The sequence below is a fragment of the Serratia nevei genome, assembly GCF_037948395.1.
Classification (GTDB): Bacteria; Pseudomonadota; Gammaproteobacteria; order Enterobacterales; family Enterobacteriaceae; genus Serratia; species Serratia nevei.
Map to the genome: position 1 here is coordinate 2,967,110 of NZ_CP149940.1, position 18,228 is coordinate 2,985,337.

Genomic DNA, 18,228 nt, shown 5'->3' on the forward strand with positions numbered 1-18,228 from the left:
AATAAGGACATGGCGTACTGATGTTGAAAATGGTGCTCGCCACCGCTCGCGACCGGGCGCGGCTGAAGGAAATAACCTCCGTTCTGATTCGTTATGGTCTGCAAGACGTTCTACGCCTGCTGGGCCTGGGAGCCTTGTTGCGCGGCGCCCGTGGTGAATCTGCCCCGCAGGATGCACAAACCCTGCCTGAGCGTCTGCGCGAAGCGCTCGAAGCGCTGGGCCCCACCTTCGTCAAATTCGGTCAGATCCTGGCCACGCGCTCTGATCTGCTGGACCCGGCCTGGACCGACGAACTGGATCGCCTGCACAGCCAGGCGGCGGTGTTGCCATGGGAAACGCTGGCGCCGCAAATCATCGCCGATCTGGGGGGCGAGCCGGAACAGCGGTTTGCCGAATTCGATCGCACGCCGCTGGCCGCGGCGTCGATGGCGCAAATCTACCGCGCACACTTGCACAGCGGCGAGCAGGTGGTGGTAAAAGTGCTGCGGCCCGGTCTGGCGAAAACCATCCACGCCGATCTGCGGCTGCTGGCCTCGCTGGCGGAGACCGTGGAGCAGCAGAGCCCGGCGCTGGCGCGCTATCGGCCGCGGCAGATGGTCCGAGCGTTGGCAACGGCGCTCAATCACGAGCTGGACTTGACCCACGAAGGGCATAACTGCGACCGCGTTGCCGGGATGTTCGCGCGTCAACCCGACGTGGTGGTGCCAAAAATCTATTGGCAATACTCTTCTCCCCGCCTGTTAGTGCAGGAATACTTGCCCGGCACCGCGCCGGAAAGCCCTGAACAGCTGGCGGCGGCAGGCTTTGACGGCCCGCTGCTGGCGCAACGCGGCGCCCGCGCCTTTATGAGCATGGTGCTGGAGCATCGGCTGTATCACGCCGATCCGCACCCCGGCAACGTCATGGCACTGAGCGGTGACCGCGTCGGTTTTATCGACTTCGGCATGGTGGGCCAGCTGTCCGAGCGGCGGCGCAACCAGTTGCTCCTGCTGCTGCAGGCCATCGCCGATCGCCAGTCCGAAGGCATCGTCAACACGCTGATCGCCTGGTCGGACAGCGAACCGTTGGACCTGATGGATCTGGAGTTGGCGGCACAAAACTTTCTCGACAAACAGGCCGCCGCCACCCTGACGCTGGGTAAAGCCTTGACCGACCTGCTGGTGATGGCGCGCGAACACCAGCTGGCGCTGCCGCCCGATCTGGTGCTGCTGTTCAAGGCATTAATCACCGCCGACGGCGTGCTGCACCGATTGGATCCGGCCTTCGACATCGTCGCCACGCTCAAACCGATGCTGCAACAAACGGTGCTGCAGCGCTACGCCCCCGGCGCCGTGCGCCAGCGGCTGTTGGCCTTGGGCGGGGAAACGCTCGATGCCGGAGAAGAGCTGCCGCAAACGCTGCGGCTATTGGTTCGCCGCCTAAAACGCGGGCGGCTCAATGCCGATATCAACGTCAGTAACCTCGGCCAGCTGAGCAAAGCGCTGGAACGCGCCGCCGTCACCCTGGCCATCGCCATCGTCACCGCCGCTTTTGCCCTGGGGCTGGCGCCTTATCTGATGCATTCGTCGCTGCGACTGTGGGGCATTCCGCTGTTCCCGCTGTTGGGGGGCGCAGCCTGCCTGGCCGGCGTGATTCTCTTGGCGCTGCGGCTGCGGCGCTGACGCTTTCGGCGTTATCCGATAGGTCTTGCCCGCTTTTGCGCGCACTATCCTCTGCACATCGCCACCTGCCGTTTTCACGCGCAGGCGGAACGTTTATAATGATTAATCAATTATCTGCAGCACTTTTCGCCAGCAGTCGCAATGAGGCATTAATGAAGAGGATCCTGATGGGCGCAGCCGCCCTGCTGTTCGCCGGCGTATTGGCCGGTTGCAATCAACTGACCCAATACACCCTGAGCGAGCAGGAAGTGAATGATTACCTGCAGAAACACAATGATTATCAGAAGCAGATCGGCGTGCCCGGCCTGGTGGACGCCAACATCGTGCTGACGCAGCTGCAAAGCCAGATCGGCCGCAGCGAGCCGGGTAAAGTCACCCTTTCCGGCGACGCCAAGGTCAACGTCACGTCGATTCTCGGCCCGCAGGCGGCGGACCTGAAGCTGACGCTGAAAGCACAGCCGGTTTACGACCGTGCACAGGGCGCCATTTACCTGAAGGATATGGAGTTGACCGATTACAGCGTGCAGCCGGAAAAAATGCAGACGGTAATGAAAGCGCTGACGCCATACCTGAACCAGTCGCTGAAATCTTACTTCGACCAAAAGCCGGCTTATGTGCTGAATCCTGACAACAGCAAAACCGAAGCGCTGGCGAAAAAACTGGCGAAGGGATTGGAAGTGAAACCGGGTGAGTTGGTGATCCCGTTTAGCGACTGACCGCGTCTTGATGTATCAAGCCCGCCGAGCGGCGGGCTTTTATTGCGGGAAAGTATTACTGCGGCGCGCTGTAGGCAATCTCGCCGGTGTTGCAGTTGAGCGTCACGTTGTAGGTTTTATCCATCTTGGTACCCCGCACCGTCAGCGGCACCTGCCACACCTGATCCTTGCCGGTGATGGCATCCGGGCTGACCCAGGCGATCGGGGTTGCGGTGCCCAGCAGCTTTTTGTCCGCCTCCCAGCGCGTGATGCGGTTCTGCAAGAAATCACGCTTGACCTGAGCGGCAATATCCGCCGGCTGCAGACCGGCACACTGCCCCACCTTGGCGGTGCGTTGCTCTTGATCCTGCGCCCACACCGCAGTCGATGCTCCCATCATGGCCAACAAGGCGATAGCCAAACCCGTTTTTTTCATATGTCCTCCCGTTGTGATTAGCGCTATCCGGGCGCCCATCCCTGGCTCACAACAGGGTTTCGGCAAAGAGTTACCGTTTGACGAACTCGATGACAAACAGCGCATCCAGGCCCGGATAGATTTCCTTGATCACCTGCTTCAGCTCGCTCAGCGACATGTTCTCCTGCTGTGCGTGGCGTTCGGTCAGCGCATCCAGGCGCACCGGCGTTACCGACAGCACTTCGATAAAGCAGAAAAATACGCCGTCTTCATTGCGGCTTACGCGCAATACCTCGCCCGGTTCGAAGTGCGACTCACTGGCATCCCGAATGGTGATGGTTTTGCGCCCGGCCAGAATGTCTTGCTCAAAGCGGCTGAAGAAAGTTATTTCACGGCTCATTTTAGATCCTTTTTCATCACAACACCGCAACATAAGTCATTATGCCGCTTGCTTTTCTGACGCAGATCCCTCTTTTGAGTTAGAGACCGTTTTTTTCGCTTTCGCTTCCGTCGGTTTTTTGCCGGTTTCCGCCGGTGATGCGCCGCGCAGAATCAGACCCAGTGCGTCCTTATTCTCTGCCAGGAAGAAGCTCAGCCCTTCGCGCTGTTCGTCGTCCAGGTTCAGCGGCGCCTGTTGCAGCCACTCTCCGAGGTTATCCGCCAAATCCAGCATTTTGTCGTAGGCGTCGGCTTCTTTCTTGCTCGCGAAAGTCATTTTTTCCTCACCGTTTCTCACCACCACATATTTAACTTCAACCGCCATGCGTGCGTCCTCAAATACTCAAATAACTGTAATTATATACAGTATAAATAGATAGCGGCGGGAAGGCAAACCGCCACCCGCCTTCGGCTTATTTCAGCAGCCGCACCTTGCAGCTCTTGCCTTTGATTTTGCCCTGTTGCAGCTGCTGCAGCGCCTTGCGCGCGCTGGCTTTACGGATCGCGACGTAGGCATGCACCGGGAACATGTCGATCTTGCCCACTTCCGCCGCCGTCAGCCCGGCATCGCCGGTCAGCGCGCCAAGGATATCGCCGGGGCGGATCTTCGCCTTACGGCCGCCGTCGATGCACAGCGTCACCATCTCCGCCTCCAGCGAACCGTTGGCGGCCCCGCTCAGCTCGGACACCGGCGCCCAGGCAATGGTCATCTGCAGGTAGTCTTCAATCGCGTGCGCCCGCGCCATTTCCTGCGGCGTGCACAGGCTGATCGCCAGCCCGCTCATGCCGGCGCGGCCGGTACGACCGATACGGTGCACATGCACTTCAGGATCGAACGCCAGTTCGTAGTTAACCACCAGCTCCAGCTCTTTGATATCCAGCCCGCGAGCGGCGACGTCGGTCGCTACCAACACCCGGCAACTGCGGTTGGCAAAACGCACCAACACCTGGTCGCGGTCGCGCTGCTCCAGATCGCCATGCAGCGCCAGTGCGCTGATACCGCGGGCCTCCAGGGCCTCAAGCACCGTTTGGCAATCGCGTTTGGTATTGCAGAACACCACGCAGGACGCGGGTTGATGATAACGAATGGCCGACACCAGCAGCGCCGGCCGCTGATCGCGCGTGGTCTCATAGAAACGTTGTTCGATGGCGGTCTGCGCTTCGTCATCGTCCACTTCGACGCTCAGCGGCTGACGCTGAACGCGCTCGCTGATGCGTTCGATACCCGCCGGGTAGGTAGCGGAAAACAGCAGCGTCTGACGCTGCGGCGGCGTGTAGCTGATCACATCGTCGATGTCGTCGGCGAAGCCCATGTCCAGCATACGGTCAGCCTCATCCAGCACCAGCACCTTCAGCTCGTCCAGCAGCAGCGTTTTCTTGCGCAGGTGTTCCTGGATGCGGCCCGGCGTTCCCACCACGATATGCGGCGCGTGCACCAGCGAATCGAGCTGTGGCCCCATCGGTTGGCCGCCGCACAGCGTCAGGATTTTGATGTTCTGCGTGAAGCGCGCCAGGCGGCGCAGTTCTTTGCTCACCTGATCGGCCAGCTCGCGGGTGGGACAGAGCACCAGCGCCTGCGTGGCAACCTGAGCAACGACGATGTTATTCAGCAAACCAATGCCGAACGCCGCCGTTTTACCGCTACCGGTTTTCGCCTTGGCGCGCACGTCTCGCCCTTGCAGGATGGCGGGCAACGCGGCGGCCTGCACCGGCGTCATTTTGGCGTACCCCAGTTCGTTGAGGTTGGCCAACTGTTCGGCTGGCAGCGGCAGGGAAGAAAAAGAAACTGTGCTCACGGCGATAACTCTTATATGACGAATGGAATGGCGGCGCGCCCGCAGGCTGGCGCCGAATCAGCGGTAAATGATAACAGAGATGGGCGGCGTTACGGGCAGCGGGCATAAAAAAACCCGCCGGTGGCGGGTTTCTTGGCGGCTCAGTCGTTAAATAGCAACGACGTTGGCTGCGGCTGGGCCACGTTGGCTGTCCTGGATGGAGAACTCAACCTGCTGGCCTTCAGCCAGGGTCTTGAAACCATCGCTAACGATAGCGGAAAAATGAACGAAAACGTCTTTAGAGCCGTCGGCAGGCGTGATGAAGCCGAAACCTTTGCTTTCGTTGAACCATTTAACGTGACCAGTGATCTTGCTCATTTGTGTTTCCTTTACTTGATAAACCTGCCTTGACGGCACGAGACGCGAAAACCTTGCTATATGTAGGCCTTCTTTCGCCGTCCCTTATTAACGCACAATCGCCCATGCAGGGCAAATATTTCTGCTTGTTATAAAAACAGTCAGTTAGCAACAAACTTGGCGCGGCGGCTGCGCACGCAATCGTTTTCGTATATACTGCCCGCCGATCATCAATCCGCTTACTTTCACCGATCCAGGTACGAAACTATGTTAACGATTGGAACCGCCCTGCGCCCTTCCGCCACCCGCGTTATGTTGCTCGGCTCCGGGGAGCTGGGTAAAGAAGTCGCCATTGAATGCCAGCGCCTCGGTCTGGAAGTGATCGCCGTCGATCGCTATCCCGACGCCCCCGCCATGCATGTGGCGCACCGCAGCCACGTCATCAATATGCTGGACGGTGACGCGCTGAAAGCCGTTATCGAACAAGAGCGGCCGGACTATATCGTTCCCGAAATCGAAGCGATCGCCACCGCCATGCTGGTCGAACTTGAACGCCAGGGCCACCGCGTAGTGCCCTGCGCCGAAGCCACCCGCCTGACGATGAACCGTGAAGGCATCCGCCGCCTGGCGGCGGAAGAGCTTGGCCTGCCCACCTCCAGCTATCGCTTTGCCGACAGCGAGGCGACTTTCCAGCAGGCGGTCGAACACATCGGCTATCCGTGCATCGTCAAACCGGTGATGAGCTCTTCCGGCAAGGGGCAAAGCCTGATCCGCACGCCTGAACAACTGCAAAGCGCCTGGGATTACGCCCAACAGGGCGGCCGCGCCGGCGGCGGCCGGGTGATCGTCGAAGGGCTGGTAAGATTCGATTTTGAAATTACGTTGCTGACCATCAGCGCCGTGGACGGCGTGCACTTCTGCGAGCCGATCGGCCATCGTCAGGAGGATGGGGACTATCGCGAATCCTGGCAGCCGCAACTGATGTCGGCGACGGCGCTGAGCCGGGCCCAGGCTATCGCGGAGAAAGTGGTGAAAGCCCTGGGCGGTTTCGGGCTGTTCGGCGTGGAGCTGTTCGTCTGTGGCGACGAAGTGATCTTCAGCGAGGTGTCACCGCGCCCGCACGATACCGGCATGGTCACGTTGATTTCACAGGATCTGTCCGAGTTCGCCCTGCACGTTCGCGCTTTTCTCGGGTTGCCGATCGGCGCCATCCGCCAGTTCGGCCCTTCCGCTTCGGCAGTGATCCTGCCGCAGCTCACCAGCAGCGATGTGCGTTTCAGCGGATTGGAAAATGCGCTGTGCGGGCACAACCAGCTGCGCCTGTTCGGCAAACCGGAGATCGCCGGGCAACGTCGTCTGGGCGTAGCGCTGGCAACGGCGAGCACGACGGAACAGGCGGTGGAGCTGGCGAAACAAGCCGCCGCCGCCGTGGCGGTCAACGGCTGAAACTGACGGGGCCGCTTGCGCGGCCCCGATAACATCAATAGTCTTCGTCTTCTTCAGCATCGTCATCCCGCGACGCCTCCGGTGCGGCATCATGCTGCTCGTCTTCATCATCGTCATCGAACAGTACCGCAACCTGAGCGCCCTGATGCTTCTCACGAATTTCCTGCGCAACGCGAGCAATGGCTTCACCGCTGCTCATGCCCTGCTCCATCAGTTGATGGATGCGATCCGCCGCTTCCTGCTGCTCCGCGTGACTCAGTAATGGCATACCTGCATGCATGTGTCGTTCTCTCCGGCAAAAGGGAGAAGGAGTATACGCGCTAACGCGACGGATCCCAAAGTCTTGTGCCTCAGGCCACTTGCGAGCAGCCGTTATCGCTGCGCCACTGCTTCAGGCGATGCCGCCACAGCATGACATGCCACCCCTGCTTCACGCCGCGCGCGTTGGCGAACATCGCTCTGTCGATGCCGCGCTGATAAAACTCTTCGGTAATCTGATTCTGGGCGACCGGATCCGGCTCACGGCGAATGCTGTGGCAAATGCCCAACGCTTCACGGGTGATTTGCCAATGAAAAGCCGGACGAATGGCAATGCTGCTTGCATAGCGCAGATTGAGCCGCTCCAGCATTTCGACGATTTTCATATAGTGGCGTTGATAATCCACGTTTGCTTTGCCGGTGCGGCGACGGTTGCTGATCGACTTGTCGTGTACCCGTTGACGGTACAGCGGCGTACTTAAATATTTGACCCGTTGGGCATTAAACATGACCTCGGTCGTCCAGGGAATATCCTGATGATGTAATCCCGGTTCAAAATAAAGCCGATGCCGGCGGATAAAATCGAGGCGATATATTGCCAACCATACAACGTGAATAAATTTTCTCGATTTCAATGCACGTTCGAACCACTGTACGCCGGTGATAACGTCGGTGGTCTGTAAACGTGCCTCGGGAAAAATCGGCTGTAATTCGTCTTCACTGGCGAAATAGCGCTCGCCATTGCATTGCATCACGTCTAATTGGTGGAGCTCCGCCTGCTCCAGCAGCGTGGAATACATGTTCGGCGCCAGCAGATCGTCGGCATCGGGAAACGCCACGTATTTTCCCCGGGCCACGGCGAGCCCGGCATTACGCGCGTTAGAAACGCCGGCGTTGGCCTGATCGATGACTCGAATATGCGGATGCGCCGCCGCGTAACGGTGCGCGGTCTCTCCTGAACCGTCGGTAGAACCATCGTTGACGATGATCACCTCCAGGCGTTGTTCGCGTTGGGCCAGCAACGAAGCCAGGAAAGGCTCTAATAATTCTCCCGCATTGTGCATCGGGACGATGACGCTCAACATTAACGACATAGGCGGCTCTTCAATGATAATGTAACAAAATAATAATTTTATTTTTTTAAAAATATCAATCCATTCAGCGCCAGAGGGGATAAATAGGCCTAAGGCGCTCAGATTTCCGCAACAGGCTAAATAAGATTTATCTTGTTTTGTCTTTTCATGCTTTCAGCAAGAAAAACAGTGTCGAATCAGGCATCCATTTCACAGAGTGGCCCGCGCGACAAAACACAGACAAAACTTTCCCGCATCACCCAGTTAATAACCATGGGTAACAATAAATTGATGAAATTAACGAATCGTTTTTATATTTCTCGGGTCTTGCGCCCTCGATAAAGCAGGCTTCCAGTTTATTTGACGTTAAATTTTTAACATACCGAAGTATAATGAATGGCGCAAAAAATGCCTTATTTCAGGTTTATTGAACTGCCGTTTATGTGAACTGTGCTGCATGTCTCGCATGGCAAAACATGCATGCCGTAACCGTCTATGGCACACTAACGCCCAGACATTGCCGTCTTCACAGCCAGGTTTTTTGACGTTCATGAGCGTAACCGCCCCAAACATAAAGTCTTTGCCCTATAGCCGCAGTGCTCTGATGACACTTTTCGCCCCGCTTTCAGCACAGCCCTGGGCGATGTTGCTGCATTCGGGCTTTGCCGATCACTCGCATAACCGCTTCGATATTCTGGTCGCACAGCCGCGCGTTACGCTCACCACCCAGGGTGCCAGCACGAAAATCGAAAGTGACGGCGTCACTACTCACTCGAAGGAAGATCCGTTCTCCCTGCTGCAGCAGCAGTTGGCGGCGCAAGCTTGGCAGCCGGCCTTTAACCCGGCTCTGCCGTTTCAGGGCGGAGCCTTGGGGCTGTTCGGCTACGATCTCGGGCGCCGGGTGGAAACCTTGCCGCAGTTGGCCGAAGCCGACCTCGCGTTGCCGGACATGGCGGTGGGCATTTACGACTGGGCAGCGATCGCCGACCACCAATTGCAAACCCTGACGCTGCTCAGCTATGGCGATGTGGAGCAGCGCTGGCGCTGGCTCACTCGCCAAACCGCGCCGGCGGAGCGCCCTTTCACGCTGCGTAGCGGCTGGCATGCCAATATGACGCGGCGGCAATACGGCGAGAAGTTCCAACGTGTTCAGCACTACCTGCGCAGCGGCGACTGTTACCAGATTAACCTGGCACAGCGATTCTCCGCCGACTACCAAGGGGACGAATGGCAGGCGTTTTGCCGACTGAGCGCCTGCAACCGTGCGCCGTTCTCAGCCTTCCTGCGGCTGCCGCACAACAGCGTGCTGAGCGTCTCTCCCGAGCGTTTCCTCTGGCTGGAGCAGCAGCGTATACAAACCCGCCCGATCAAGGGCACGCTGCCGCGGCTGGCGGACGCAGAACAAGACGCCGCACAGGCTCGCCGTTTGGCCGATTCGCCCAAGGACCGCGCTGAAAATCTGATGATCGTCGATCTGCTGCGCAACGATATCGGCCGCGTCGCCCAGCCCGGCAGCGTACGGGTGCCGGAACTGTTCGTCGTGGAGCCGTTCCCGGCGGTACATCACCTGGTGAGCACCATTACCGCCACCCTGCCGGAGCAGACCTCGGCCACCGAGCTACTGCGCGCCTGCTTCCCCGGCGGTTCGATCACCGGCGCGCCCAAGGTGCGAGCGATGGAAATCATCGAAGAGCTGGAGCCGCAGCGTCGCAACGCCTATTGCGGCAGCATCGGTTACCTTAGCGCCTGCGGCACCATGGACACCAACATCACCATCCGCACGCTCGTCACCGAAAACGGCCGCATCCACTGCTCCGCCGGCGGCGGCATCGTGGCAGACAGCCAGGAACAGGCGGAATACCAGGAAACCTTCGACAAGGTTGGTCGTATTCTGCCGCAGCTTGGGGAGTACTCCCTGTCGTGATCCCATCGAATTCACCGGCCTCACTGCACGCCTTTATCAGCCGTTTTCAACTGCAGTTACCGCAGGCGGCGCAGATCTCGCACAATGTGCGCCCGGCGGCGGTGCTGATCCCGATCGTTTGCCGCGCTGAGCCCACCTTGCTGTTGACCCGCCGTGCCGATTCGCTGCGTAAACATGCCGGCCAGGTGGCCTTCCCCGGCGGGAAAACCGATGCCGAAGACGGGTCGGCGATCGTCACGGCGCTGCGGGAAGCGCAGGAAGAAGTGGCGATACCGCCACACGCGGTAACCGTCCTCGGCCAAATGGCGCCGCTCGACAGCAGCACCGGATTTCAGGTCACGCCCATCGTCGGCCTCATCCCGCCGGACGTGCAGTTCCACGCCAACGAGGGCGAAGTGGCGGACGTGTTCGAGATGCCCCTGCGGGAAGCGCTGACCCTGTCGCGTTACTACCCGCTGGATATCCATCGCGCCGGCCACACGCACCGCATTTACCTCTCCTGGTATCACAGCCAGTTTATCTGGGGGCTGACCGCCGCCATTATTCGCCGCCTGGCGCAGCAGGTCAGTATTTGACCCGCATTGCGTGATCTGACTCGCAATCTGGCATGGCCGTCGACGTCCGCTGCAGGTAAAGCGATCGAAATCACTTCATTTGATCGCTTTTTCAACTACCGTTCCGATTGAATGGTTTTAAAAAAACTGTAAACCCTCTCTTAAACCTTACGAAATACCTGTAAAATACCACCGTCCGAGATAAACCACTGTAGAAACAGGGATTAAGCCGGCGGCGTTCAGCACGGAAAGCTGGCGCGATTACCGCTAATGGAGCTTAGGCGAAAGCGGATACCCCGCTTAAGGGTTCGCCCCGGGTAATCAGCAAAAAAAGCGACACCACGGATTATTTAATTTCATGCGAAAAAGGCAGCCGAACCCGCACGGCCCTTTTACAATATCGCTGTTCCCTGCGCGGTTTTTAACCGCCGCAGCCATAACAATACGTCTCTTTAAGGAGTTTTAGCGTGATTAGCGTTTTCGACATGTTTAAGATCGGCATCGGCCCGTCCAGCTCTCATACGGTTGGACCGATGAAAGCCGGCAAACAGTTTGTCGACGATCTGGTAAATAAAGGCCTGATGCCTTCTATCACGCGTGTTGCCGTAGACGTTTACGGCTCACTCTCATTGACCGGTAAAGGTCACCATACCGATATCGCCATCATTCTCGGCCTGGCCGGCAATATGCCGGACACCGTCGATATCGATAGCATTCCGGGTTTTATTCGCGATGTAGAACAACGTCAACGCCTGATGCTGGCCAACGGCCTGCATGAAGTCGATTTCCCGCGCGACGGCGGCATGGTCTTCCGCAGCGACAACCTGCCGCTGCATGAGAACGGCATGCAGATCCACGCCTTCGCCGGCGAGAAAGAAGTGTACAGCAAGACCTACTACTCCATCGGCGGCGGCTTCATCGTCGACGAGGAGAACTTCGGCAAAGCCGGCGAGCAAGAGCTGAAAATGCCTTATCCGTTCAACTCCGCGCGCGAAATGCTCGACCACTGCCGCGAGACCGGCCTGTCGCTGTCCGGCATGGTGATGCAGAACGAGCTGGCGCTGCACAGCAAGCAAGAGATCGACACCTACTTCGGTAACGTCTGGCAAACCATGCGTGCCTGTATCGATCGCGGTCTGAACACCGAAGGCGTGCTGCCGGGGCCGCTGCGCGTGCCGCGCCGTGCCTCCGCGCTGCGCCGCATGCTGGTGGCGTCGGACAAACTGTCCAACGATCCGATGAACGTAATCGACTGGGTCAACATGTTCGCGCTGGCGGTGAACGAAGAGAACGCCGCCGGCGGCCGCGTGGTCACCGCGCCGACCAACGGCGCCTGCGGCATCGTGCCTGCGGTGCTGGCTTACTACGATCACTTCATCGAATCCGTCAGCCCGGATATCTATATCCGCTACTTTATGGCTGCAGGCGCCATCGGCGCGCTGTACAAGATGAACGCTTCCATTTCCGGCGCCGAAGTTGGCTGCCAGGGTGAAGTCGGCGTGGCCTGCTCCATGGCGGCGGCCGGTCTGGCCGAGCTGCTCGGCGGCAGCCCTGAACAGGTGTGCGTGGCGGCGGAGATCGGCATGGAACACAACCTGGGTCTGACCTGCGACCCGGTTGCCGGCCAGGTACAGGTACCGTGCATCGAGCGCAACGCCATCGCTTCGGTCAAGGCGATCAACGCCGCCCGCATGGCCCTGCGCCGCACCAGCGAGCCGCGCGTTTCGCTGGATAAGGTGATCGAGACCATGTACGAAACCGGCAAAGACATGAACGCCAAGTACCGCGAAACGTCACGCGGCGGCCTGGCGATCAAGGTGCAATGCGACTGACAGACAACCCCGCCGCCCGGCGGGGTTTTTTATGGGTAATCAATTCATTGACCGCTTTTAGTGACAATGTCACCAGAAAATATCCTGCATTTTTCTCATCGATCGGGCGGTTAGCCTGCAAATTGGCCTTCTGTTTTACCATACTGAAATAATTTACTGAGTTACCATCAATCTTGTATAACCTCAGGCTAGAATTAGCCGAGCGCAACTTAAGGATCTATGGCCTGACTGTGACTCGGAGCTGGATTACCGAACAAGGATTTACCGGATGTTGATGACCCACCTCGCCGCGTCCCGATATCGTTACTACCGTTGGCTGCTGGCCGGAGCGGTGGGCGTGGCTATTCTGTTGGTATCGCTGTATACCCGTTACTATCAAGAGGTCAAAAGCATCGAGCAGAGCCAGCAGACGTTGGCTACCCGCACCGTCGGCAAGATCAACCAATTGCTGACGCCAGCGCAGATGCAGGCGGAACGCAGTATGGACATGCTGGACCAACCCTGCGAAAACGTTTCATCGACCCTGCGCTTTCGCGCCGCGCAAAATCAGGCGCTACGCGCGATGTTGCTGGTGAAAAACGGTGTTATTTACTGCTCCAGCCTGTTTGGCGCCCGTCATTATCAGCTGGCCGCGGTGATGCCCACCTTCGTCGACAGCAACGCCAGGCTGGCGCTGCGCCCCTCTCTGGCGGTCAGCAAAGGCCTGCCCACGCTGGTGATGTGGACGCCATCCCCCCGCGATAAAACCAGCGGCGTGCTGCACGTATTCAATATCGAGCTGCTGTCCAACTTTTTACTCGAGCCGCAAGAGCCTTACGTTCAGCGAGTGGTCCTGAACGTGGACGACAGCAGCCTGGAATATGGCCGCCGCGAAATCCTGAGCCGCGACACCCTGACCAACGACCTGCGCTACACCGCCGGCTCCGCGCTGTACCCGTTCTCGATTTCACTGTTCGGCCCACAGATCGGCATGCTGGCGCTGTCCGCATTGCCGCGCCATATCCCGCTGGCGCTGTTGATCAGCCTGCTGGCGGCCTATGTGGTCTATCTGCTCACCGCCAACCGCATGAGCCTGTCTTACCACATCGGCCATGCCATCACTCATCGGGAGTTCCGCGTCTACTGTCAGCCTATCATCCACAGCGACACCGGGCGCTGCGCTGGCGTCGAGATGCTGCTGCGTTGGAAAAAGAAGCGACAAGGATGGATCTCGCCTGACGTGTTTATTCCGCTGGCCGAGCAGCATGAGCTCATCATTCCGCTCACTCGCTATCTGATGAACACCGTGACGGAAAATCTGCAGCTGTTCCCGCCACGACCGTCCTTCTACATCAGCATCAACGTCGCCGCCGAGCACTTTAAAACGCTCAACATCATCGACGATATCCGCCAGATTTGGCTGCCGGCGCACCCGATGCCCTCATTGATGCTGGAGCTGACCGAACGCACCGCGCTGTCGGCGATCCAGTATGACCAGATCCGCACGCTGAAAGACATGGGGATCATGCTGGCCATCGACGATTTCGGCACCGGCCACAGCTCGCTGAGCTACCTGAAAAACCTCAGTCCGGACGTCTTGAAGATCGATCGCGGGTTTACCGCCGCCATCGGCACCGATGCGGTCAACGCCACGGTGACCGACACCATCATTACGCTGGCGCAGCGCCTGAAGCTGAAACTGGTGGCAGAGGGGGTCGAAACGGAGGAACAGGCCGACTATCTGCGCTCACGCGAGGTCAATGCCCTGCAGGGGTATTATTTCGCCAAGCCGATGCCGATTCATGTTTTCCCGCTGTGGTTGCAGCAGTACGAATCGCGCGTCAGGAAAGCGGAAGAGGAACCGCCGGAGGCCTGAGCCCCCGGCGGGAGGGTTACGCGTGCGCCGGATCGTCCAGGGCGACGCGGGTAACGCGCACCAGTTCGATACGGTATTCGGACACCTCAACGATATCGAAACGCAGGTGGTTCAGCTCGATGGTATCTCCCGCCACCGGCATCTGCCCGTAGTGGGCCAACAGCAGCCCCGCCAGGGTGGCGTAGTCGGCGGTGGGGCTGACCAGATCATCGCAGGCCAGCGCCTGTTCCAGCGAGTGCAGATCGGTTCCGCCCTTCACCAGCCAGCCGTCGCCTTCCGCCACGATGTCCGGCGTTTCGTCCTCGTCCGGGAATTCACCGGCAATCGCTTCCAGCACGTCCAGCGGCGTCACCAGCCCCTGCACGACGCCGAACTCATTGGTGACCACCACCAGACGCCCTTTGGCGCGACGCAGCACCGCCAGCAGCTTGATGACGTCCATGGTTTCCGGCACCACGATCGGCGGCGTGCGGGCGGCGAACTCGGCGATGTCTTCACCCTGCTCCAGCGCCACCAGCAGATCCTTGGCGCGTACCACACCGACGATCTCATCCACCGAATCACGACACACCGGGAACAGGCTGTGTGGCGTATCCAGCAGCTGTGCGCGTACCTCCTCGCGGGAGCGCTCGCAGTCGACCCAGGAAATGTCGGTGCGCGGCGTCATCACGCTGCGCAATGAACGCGAGGCCAGCGTCAACACGCCGCTGATCATATAGCGCTCTTCCGCCGCAAAGGTTTCATCCCTCGGCAAGGCGACCGCATCGTCCGTCTGCTGTGTACGCTGCTGCCCCATCAGGCGCATGATCGCTTCCGCGGTGCGCTCGCGCATCGGGCGACGCGCTTGATGCTTGATGAAGTTGCGACGCGCGATCTGGTTGAACAATTCAATCAGGATCGAGAAGCCGATAGCCGCATACAGGTAGCCTTTAGGAATGTGCAAACCGAAGCCTTCGGCGATCAGGCTAAGGCCAATCATCAACAGGAAACTCAGGCACAGCACCACGATGGTCGGGTGCGCGTTGACGAAGTTGGTCAACGGCTTCGACGCCAACAGCATCACCGCCATCGCGATCACCACCGCCGCCATCATCACCGGCAGATCGTTCACCATACCCACGGCGGTAATCACCGCATCGAGCGAAAACACTGCGTCAAGGATCACGATCTGCACCACCACCGCCCAGAACTTGGCGTAACCGCGGTTGGCGCCGTCCTGGTGCGTCTGCCCTTCCAGCCGTTCGTGCAGCTCCATGGTCGCCTTGAACAGCAGGAACACCCCGCCGAACAGCAGGATCAAATCGCGGCCGGAGAAGCTGAAATCGCCGACGCTGAACAGCGGCGTAGTCAGGGTTACCATCCAGGAGATCACCGACAGCAGGCCCAAACGCATCAGCAACGCCAGCGACAGGCCAATGATGCGCGCCTTATCGCGCTGCTTCGGCGGCAGCTTGTCGGCCAAAATGGCGATGAACACCAGGTTGTCGATGCCCAGCACGATTTCCAGCACCACCAGCGTAAGCAACCCCGCCCAAATAGAGGGGTCCATTAAAAATTCCATATCAGACTCCAGAGAAAAGTGGGAATGAGCGCACGCCGCTCAGACGTGACGATGCCGCCGCTGCATGGGCGCAGTCGACAATAGCAAAGTGACGGGATGGGGTTACCGGGAGATGGCCGAAGGGCCGAACAGCATATGCAACGCCAGCAGGTGGCGGGTGAAACCTGGTAAAACAGTAACTTCGGTGACAGTCCATAGGGAGGGCTGAGGCCCTTCACTCCTTAGTGATGAAAGAGGAAATTACTGTATCAGGATTTTTCTGGGGGACAAAGCGGCTTTTTCAACGGCGGTTTAGCATGGCGCCGCGCCGTATCATCTGCGACAGCTAAGATTTCTCCGAGCATTCAATAACGGAGCAGCGTCACAAAAAATATTTTTTCACTCACTAAAATAAATGTCGCGTTCGTGAAGCATCACGCACAGGCATTTGAAACTGCGTGAGAAATGTTAGGCGTGCGTTTCTTTTTTTCTACCATAATGTATCTGAACCGCGGAAGTGACTGCCAAGACGGCGCGGAGAAACGACACAAACCGCGCCTGGAGTTCAACGAGGAGGTAGCGAGTGGCAATAGCTATTATCATCGGCACACACGGGGCTGCAGCGGAACAACTGCTGAAAACGGCGGAGATGCTATTGGGCGAGCAGGACAACGTCGCCTTTATAGACTTCGTTCCCGGTGAGAATGCCGAAACGTTAATCGTCAAGTACAACGAAAAAATCAGTGGGTTGGATACCAGCGGCGGCGTGCTGTTCCTGGTGGATACCTGGGGCGGCAGCCCGTTCAACGCCGCCAGCCGCATTGCGGTCGACAAAGAAAACTATGAGGTCGTCACCGGGGTCAACATTCCGATGCTGGTGGAAACCTTCATGGCGCGGGACGACAACCCCGCCTTCGATGAACTGGTGGCGCTGGCGTTGGAAACCGGCCGCGAAGGCGTGAAAGCGCTGAAAAAACCGCAGGAAGAACCCGCAAAACCCGCAGCACCCGTCGCCAAAGCCGCTGCCCCTCAGGCGCCGCTGGGGCCGAACGACCACATGAAAATCGGCCTGGCGCGCATCGATGACCGTTTGATTCACGGCCAGGTCGCCACCCGCTGGACCAAAGAAACCAACGTCAGCCGCATTATCGTCGTCAGCGATGAAGTCGCCGCCGACCATGTGCGCAAAACCCTGCTGACCCAGGTCGCCCCGCCGGGCGTCACCGCTCACGTGGTGGACGTGGCGAAGGCGATCCGCGTTTGGAACAACCCGAAGTACGCCAACGACCGCGTAATGCTGCTGTTTACCAACCCGACCGACGTCTTGCGTCTGGTGGAAGGCGGCGTGGATATTCAATCCGTCAATATCGGCGGCATGGCGTTCCGCCAGGGGAAAACCCAGGTGAACAACGCCGTTTCCGTCGATGAAAAAGATATCGAAGCGTTTAAGAAACTGAACGATCGCGGTATCGAGCTGGAGGTGCGTAAGGTCTCGTCCGACAGCCGGCTAAAAATGATGGACCTGATTAACAAACTCAATTAGTGGCGCCAGCCGCTGATTATTTTACTCAGAGCTTTTTGGTCATAGGAGAAGTGCAATGGAGATCACCACTCTTCAGATTGTGCTGATATTTATCGTTGCCTGTATCGCCGGGATGGGTTCCGTCCTCGACGAGTTTCAGTTCCACCGTCCGCTGGTCGCCTGTACCCTGATCGGCTTCATTCTCGGCGATATGAAAACCGGCATCATTATCGGCGGTACGCTGGAAATGATCGCCCTGGGCTGGATGAACATCGGTGCGGCAGTCGCGCCGGATGCCGCCCTGGCGTCCATCATCTCGACCATTCTGGTCATCGCCGGCGGGCAAAGCGTCGGCGCCGGTATTGCCCTGGCCATTCCGCTGGCGGCGGCCGGCCAGGTGTTGACCATCATCGTACGTACCCTCACCGTGGCCTTCCAGCACGCGGCGGACAGCGCGGCGGAGCGCGGCAGCCTGCGGGCCATCACCTGGATCCACATCGGCGCCCTGCTGCTGCAGGCGATGCGTATCGCCATTCCGGCGGTCATCGTCGCCATCTCGGTTGGCACCGCCGGGGTACACGCCCTGCTCAACTCGATCCCGGAAGTGGTCACCAGCGGCCTGAACATCGCCGGCGGCATGATCGTGGTGGTCGGTTACGCGATGGTGATTAACATGATGCGCGCCGGCTACCTGATGCCGTTCTTCTACCTTGGTTTCGTGACCGCCGCCTTCACCAACTTCAACCTGGTGGCGCTCGGCGTCATCGGCGTGGTGATGGCCGTGCTGTATATCCAGCTCAGCCCGAAATACAACAAGTCCCAGGTTGTCCAGGCCGGCCCGGCTAATGCGAACGATCTCGATAACGAACTCGACTAGGAATAG

At 58.9% G+C, this 18,228-nt stretch carries 17 protein-coding genes; 9 read left to right on the forward strand and 8 right to left on the reverse strand.

The window, feature by feature from the left end; all coding sequences use genetic code 11:
• The first annotated feature begins 20 nt into the window (after nucleotides 1-20).
• Together V8N38_RS14250 and V8N38_RS14255 are read left to right on the forward strand one after the other, a co-directional pair.
• On the forward strand, nucleotides 21-1,661 hold the full coding sequence (locus tag V8N38_RS14250) for an ABC1 kinase family protein (protein WP_147839858.1): 1,641 nt from the start codon (nucleotides 21-23) through the stop codon (nucleotides 1,659-1,661).
• Between the two features lie 152 nt (nucleotides 1,662-1,813).
• Nucleotides 1,814-2,377 (forward strand): lipoprotein, encoded by a 564-nt coding sequence (locus V8N38_RS14255; protein ID WP_147839857.1) that lies wholly within the window; start codon nucleotides 1,814-1,816, stop codon nucleotides 2,375-2,377.
• 55 nt (nucleotides 2,378-2,432) lie between these two features.
• On the opposite strand, the gene yebF is transcribed toward V8N38_RS14255, so the two are convergent.
• The 5 genes from yebF to cspC form a co-directional block, all read right to left on the reverse strand.
• Entirely contained in the window at nucleotides 2,433-2,792 is a 360-nt protein-coding gene (yebF, locus tag V8N38_RS14260; protein ID WP_060423958.1) for a protein YebF, read from the reverse strand.
• A 70-nt stretch (nucleotides 2,793-2,862) separates the two neighbouring features.
• Nucleotides 2,863-3,171 carry a N(4)-acetylcytidine aminohydrolase gene (gene yqfB, locus V8N38_RS14265; protein WP_060423960.1) on the reverse strand — a complete coding sequence of 103 codons (309 nt, stop codon included), beginning with the start codon at nucleotides 3,169-3,171 and terminating at the stop codon, nucleotides 2,863-2,865.
• 39 nt (nucleotides 3,172-3,210) lie between these two features.
• Nucleotides 3,211-3,534, reverse strand: coding sequence for a YebG family protein (locus tag V8N38_RS14270; protein WP_060423963.1), 324 nt, complete (start codon nucleotides 3,532-3,534; stop codon nucleotides 3,211-3,213).
• A gap of 88 nt (nucleotides 3,535-3,622) precedes the next feature.
• The gene (gene dbpA, locus V8N38_RS14275) at nucleotides 3,623-5,005 is read right to left on the reverse strand and encodes an ATP-dependent RNA helicase DbpA (protein WP_060423966.1); all 1,383 of its coding nucleotides are present in this window, start codon (nucleotides 5,003-5,005) and stop codon (nucleotides 3,623-3,625) included.
• A gap of 147 nt (nucleotides 5,006-5,152) precedes the next feature.
• The gene (gene cspC, locus V8N38_RS14280; protein WP_004927572.1) at nucleotides 5,153-5,362 is read right to left on the reverse strand and encodes a cold shock-like protein CspC; all 210 of its coding nucleotides are present in this window, start codon (nucleotides 5,360-5,362) and stop codon (nucleotides 5,153-5,155) included.
• A 246-nt stretch (nucleotides 5,363-5,608) separates the two neighbouring features.
• Here cspC and purT point away from each other — a divergent pair, with 246 nt between their 5' ends.
• Nucleotides 5,609-6,787, forward strand: coding sequence for a formate-dependent phosphoribosylglycinamide formyltransferase (purT, locus tag V8N38_RS14285; RefSeq protein WP_060423968.1), 1,179 nt, complete (start codon nucleotides 5,609-5,611; stop codon nucleotides 6,785-6,787).
• Between the two features lie 34 nt (nucleotides 6,788-6,821).
• On the opposite strand, the gene V8N38_RS14290 is transcribed toward purT, so the two are convergent.
• Together V8N38_RS14290 and V8N38_RS14295 are read right to left on the reverse strand one after the other, a co-directional pair.
• The gene (locus V8N38_RS14290; RefSeq protein WP_049202444.1) at nucleotides 6,822-7,067 is read right to left on the reverse strand and encodes a YoaH family protein; all 246 of its coding nucleotides are present in this window, start codon (nucleotides 7,065-7,067) and stop codon (nucleotides 6,822-6,824) included.
• 70 nt (nucleotides 7,068-7,137) lie between these two features.
• Complete coding sequence (locus V8N38_RS14295) at nucleotides 7,138-8,139, reverse strand: glycosyltransferase (protein ID WP_060439767.1); 1,002 nt, start codon at nucleotides 8,137-8,139, stop codon at nucleotides 7,138-7,140.
• A gap of 529 nt (nucleotides 8,140-8,668) precedes the next feature.
• On the opposite strand from V8N38_RS14295, the gene pabB reads away from it, so the two are divergent.
• The 4 genes from pabB (at nucleotide 8,669) to V8N38_RS14315 (ending at nucleotide 14,283) form a co-directional block, all read left to right on the forward strand.
• The gene (gene pabB, locus V8N38_RS14300) at nucleotides 8,669-10,042 is read left to right on the forward strand and encodes an aminodeoxychorismate synthase component 1 (protein WP_147839856.1); all 1,374 of its coding nucleotides are present in this window, start codon (nucleotides 8,669-8,671) and stop codon (nucleotides 10,040-10,042) included.
• Nucleotides 10,039-10,617, forward strand: a complete 579-nt coding sequence (locus V8N38_RS14305; RefSeq protein ID WP_060439766.1) for a CoA pyrophosphatase — start codon at nucleotides 10,039-10,041, stop codon at nucleotides 10,615-10,617. The genes pabB and V8N38_RS14305 overlap by 4 nt, the downstream gene beginning before the upstream one ends.
• 446 nt (nucleotides 10,618-11,063) lie before the next feature.
• Nucleotides 11,064-12,428 carry an L-serine ammonia-lyase gene (gene sdaA, locus V8N38_RS14310; RefSeq protein WP_060423975.1) on the forward strand — a complete coding sequence of 455 codons (1,365 nt, stop codon included), beginning with the start codon at nucleotides 11,064-11,066 and terminating at the stop codon, nucleotides 12,426-12,428.
• 268 nt (nucleotides 12,429-12,696) lie between these two features.
• Nucleotides 12,697-14,283, forward strand: coding sequence for an EAL domain-containing protein (locus tag V8N38_RS14315; RefSeq protein WP_060439765.1), 1,587 nt, complete (start codon nucleotides 12,697-12,699; stop codon nucleotides 14,281-14,283).
• A gap of 16 nt (nucleotides 14,284-14,299) precedes the next feature.
• On the opposite strand, the gene V8N38_RS14320 is transcribed toward V8N38_RS14315, so the two are convergent.
• A complete protein-coding gene (locus V8N38_RS14320; protein ID WP_049195011.1) occupies nucleotides 14,300-15,844 on the reverse strand; it encodes a TerC family protein in 1,545 nt (514 codons plus the stop codon).
• Between the two features lie 562 nt (nucleotides 15,845-16,406).
• Between V8N38_RS14320 and manX the strand changes: the two genes are divergently transcribed.
• Both manX and V8N38_RS14330 read left to right on the forward strand, forming a co-directional pair.
• A complete protein-coding gene (gene manX, locus V8N38_RS14325; RefSeq protein ID WP_033654424.1) occupies nucleotides 16,407-17,366 on the forward strand; it encodes a PTS mannose transporter subunit IIAB in 960 nt (319 codons plus the stop codon).
• A gap of 55 nt (nucleotides 17,367-17,421) precedes the next feature.
• Entirely contained in the window at nucleotides 17,422-18,222 is an 801-nt protein-coding gene (locus tag V8N38_RS14330) for a PTS mannose/fructose/sorbose transporter subunit IIC (protein ID WP_033634888.1), read from the forward strand.
• Nucleotides 18,223-18,228 lie beyond the last annotated feature (6 nt).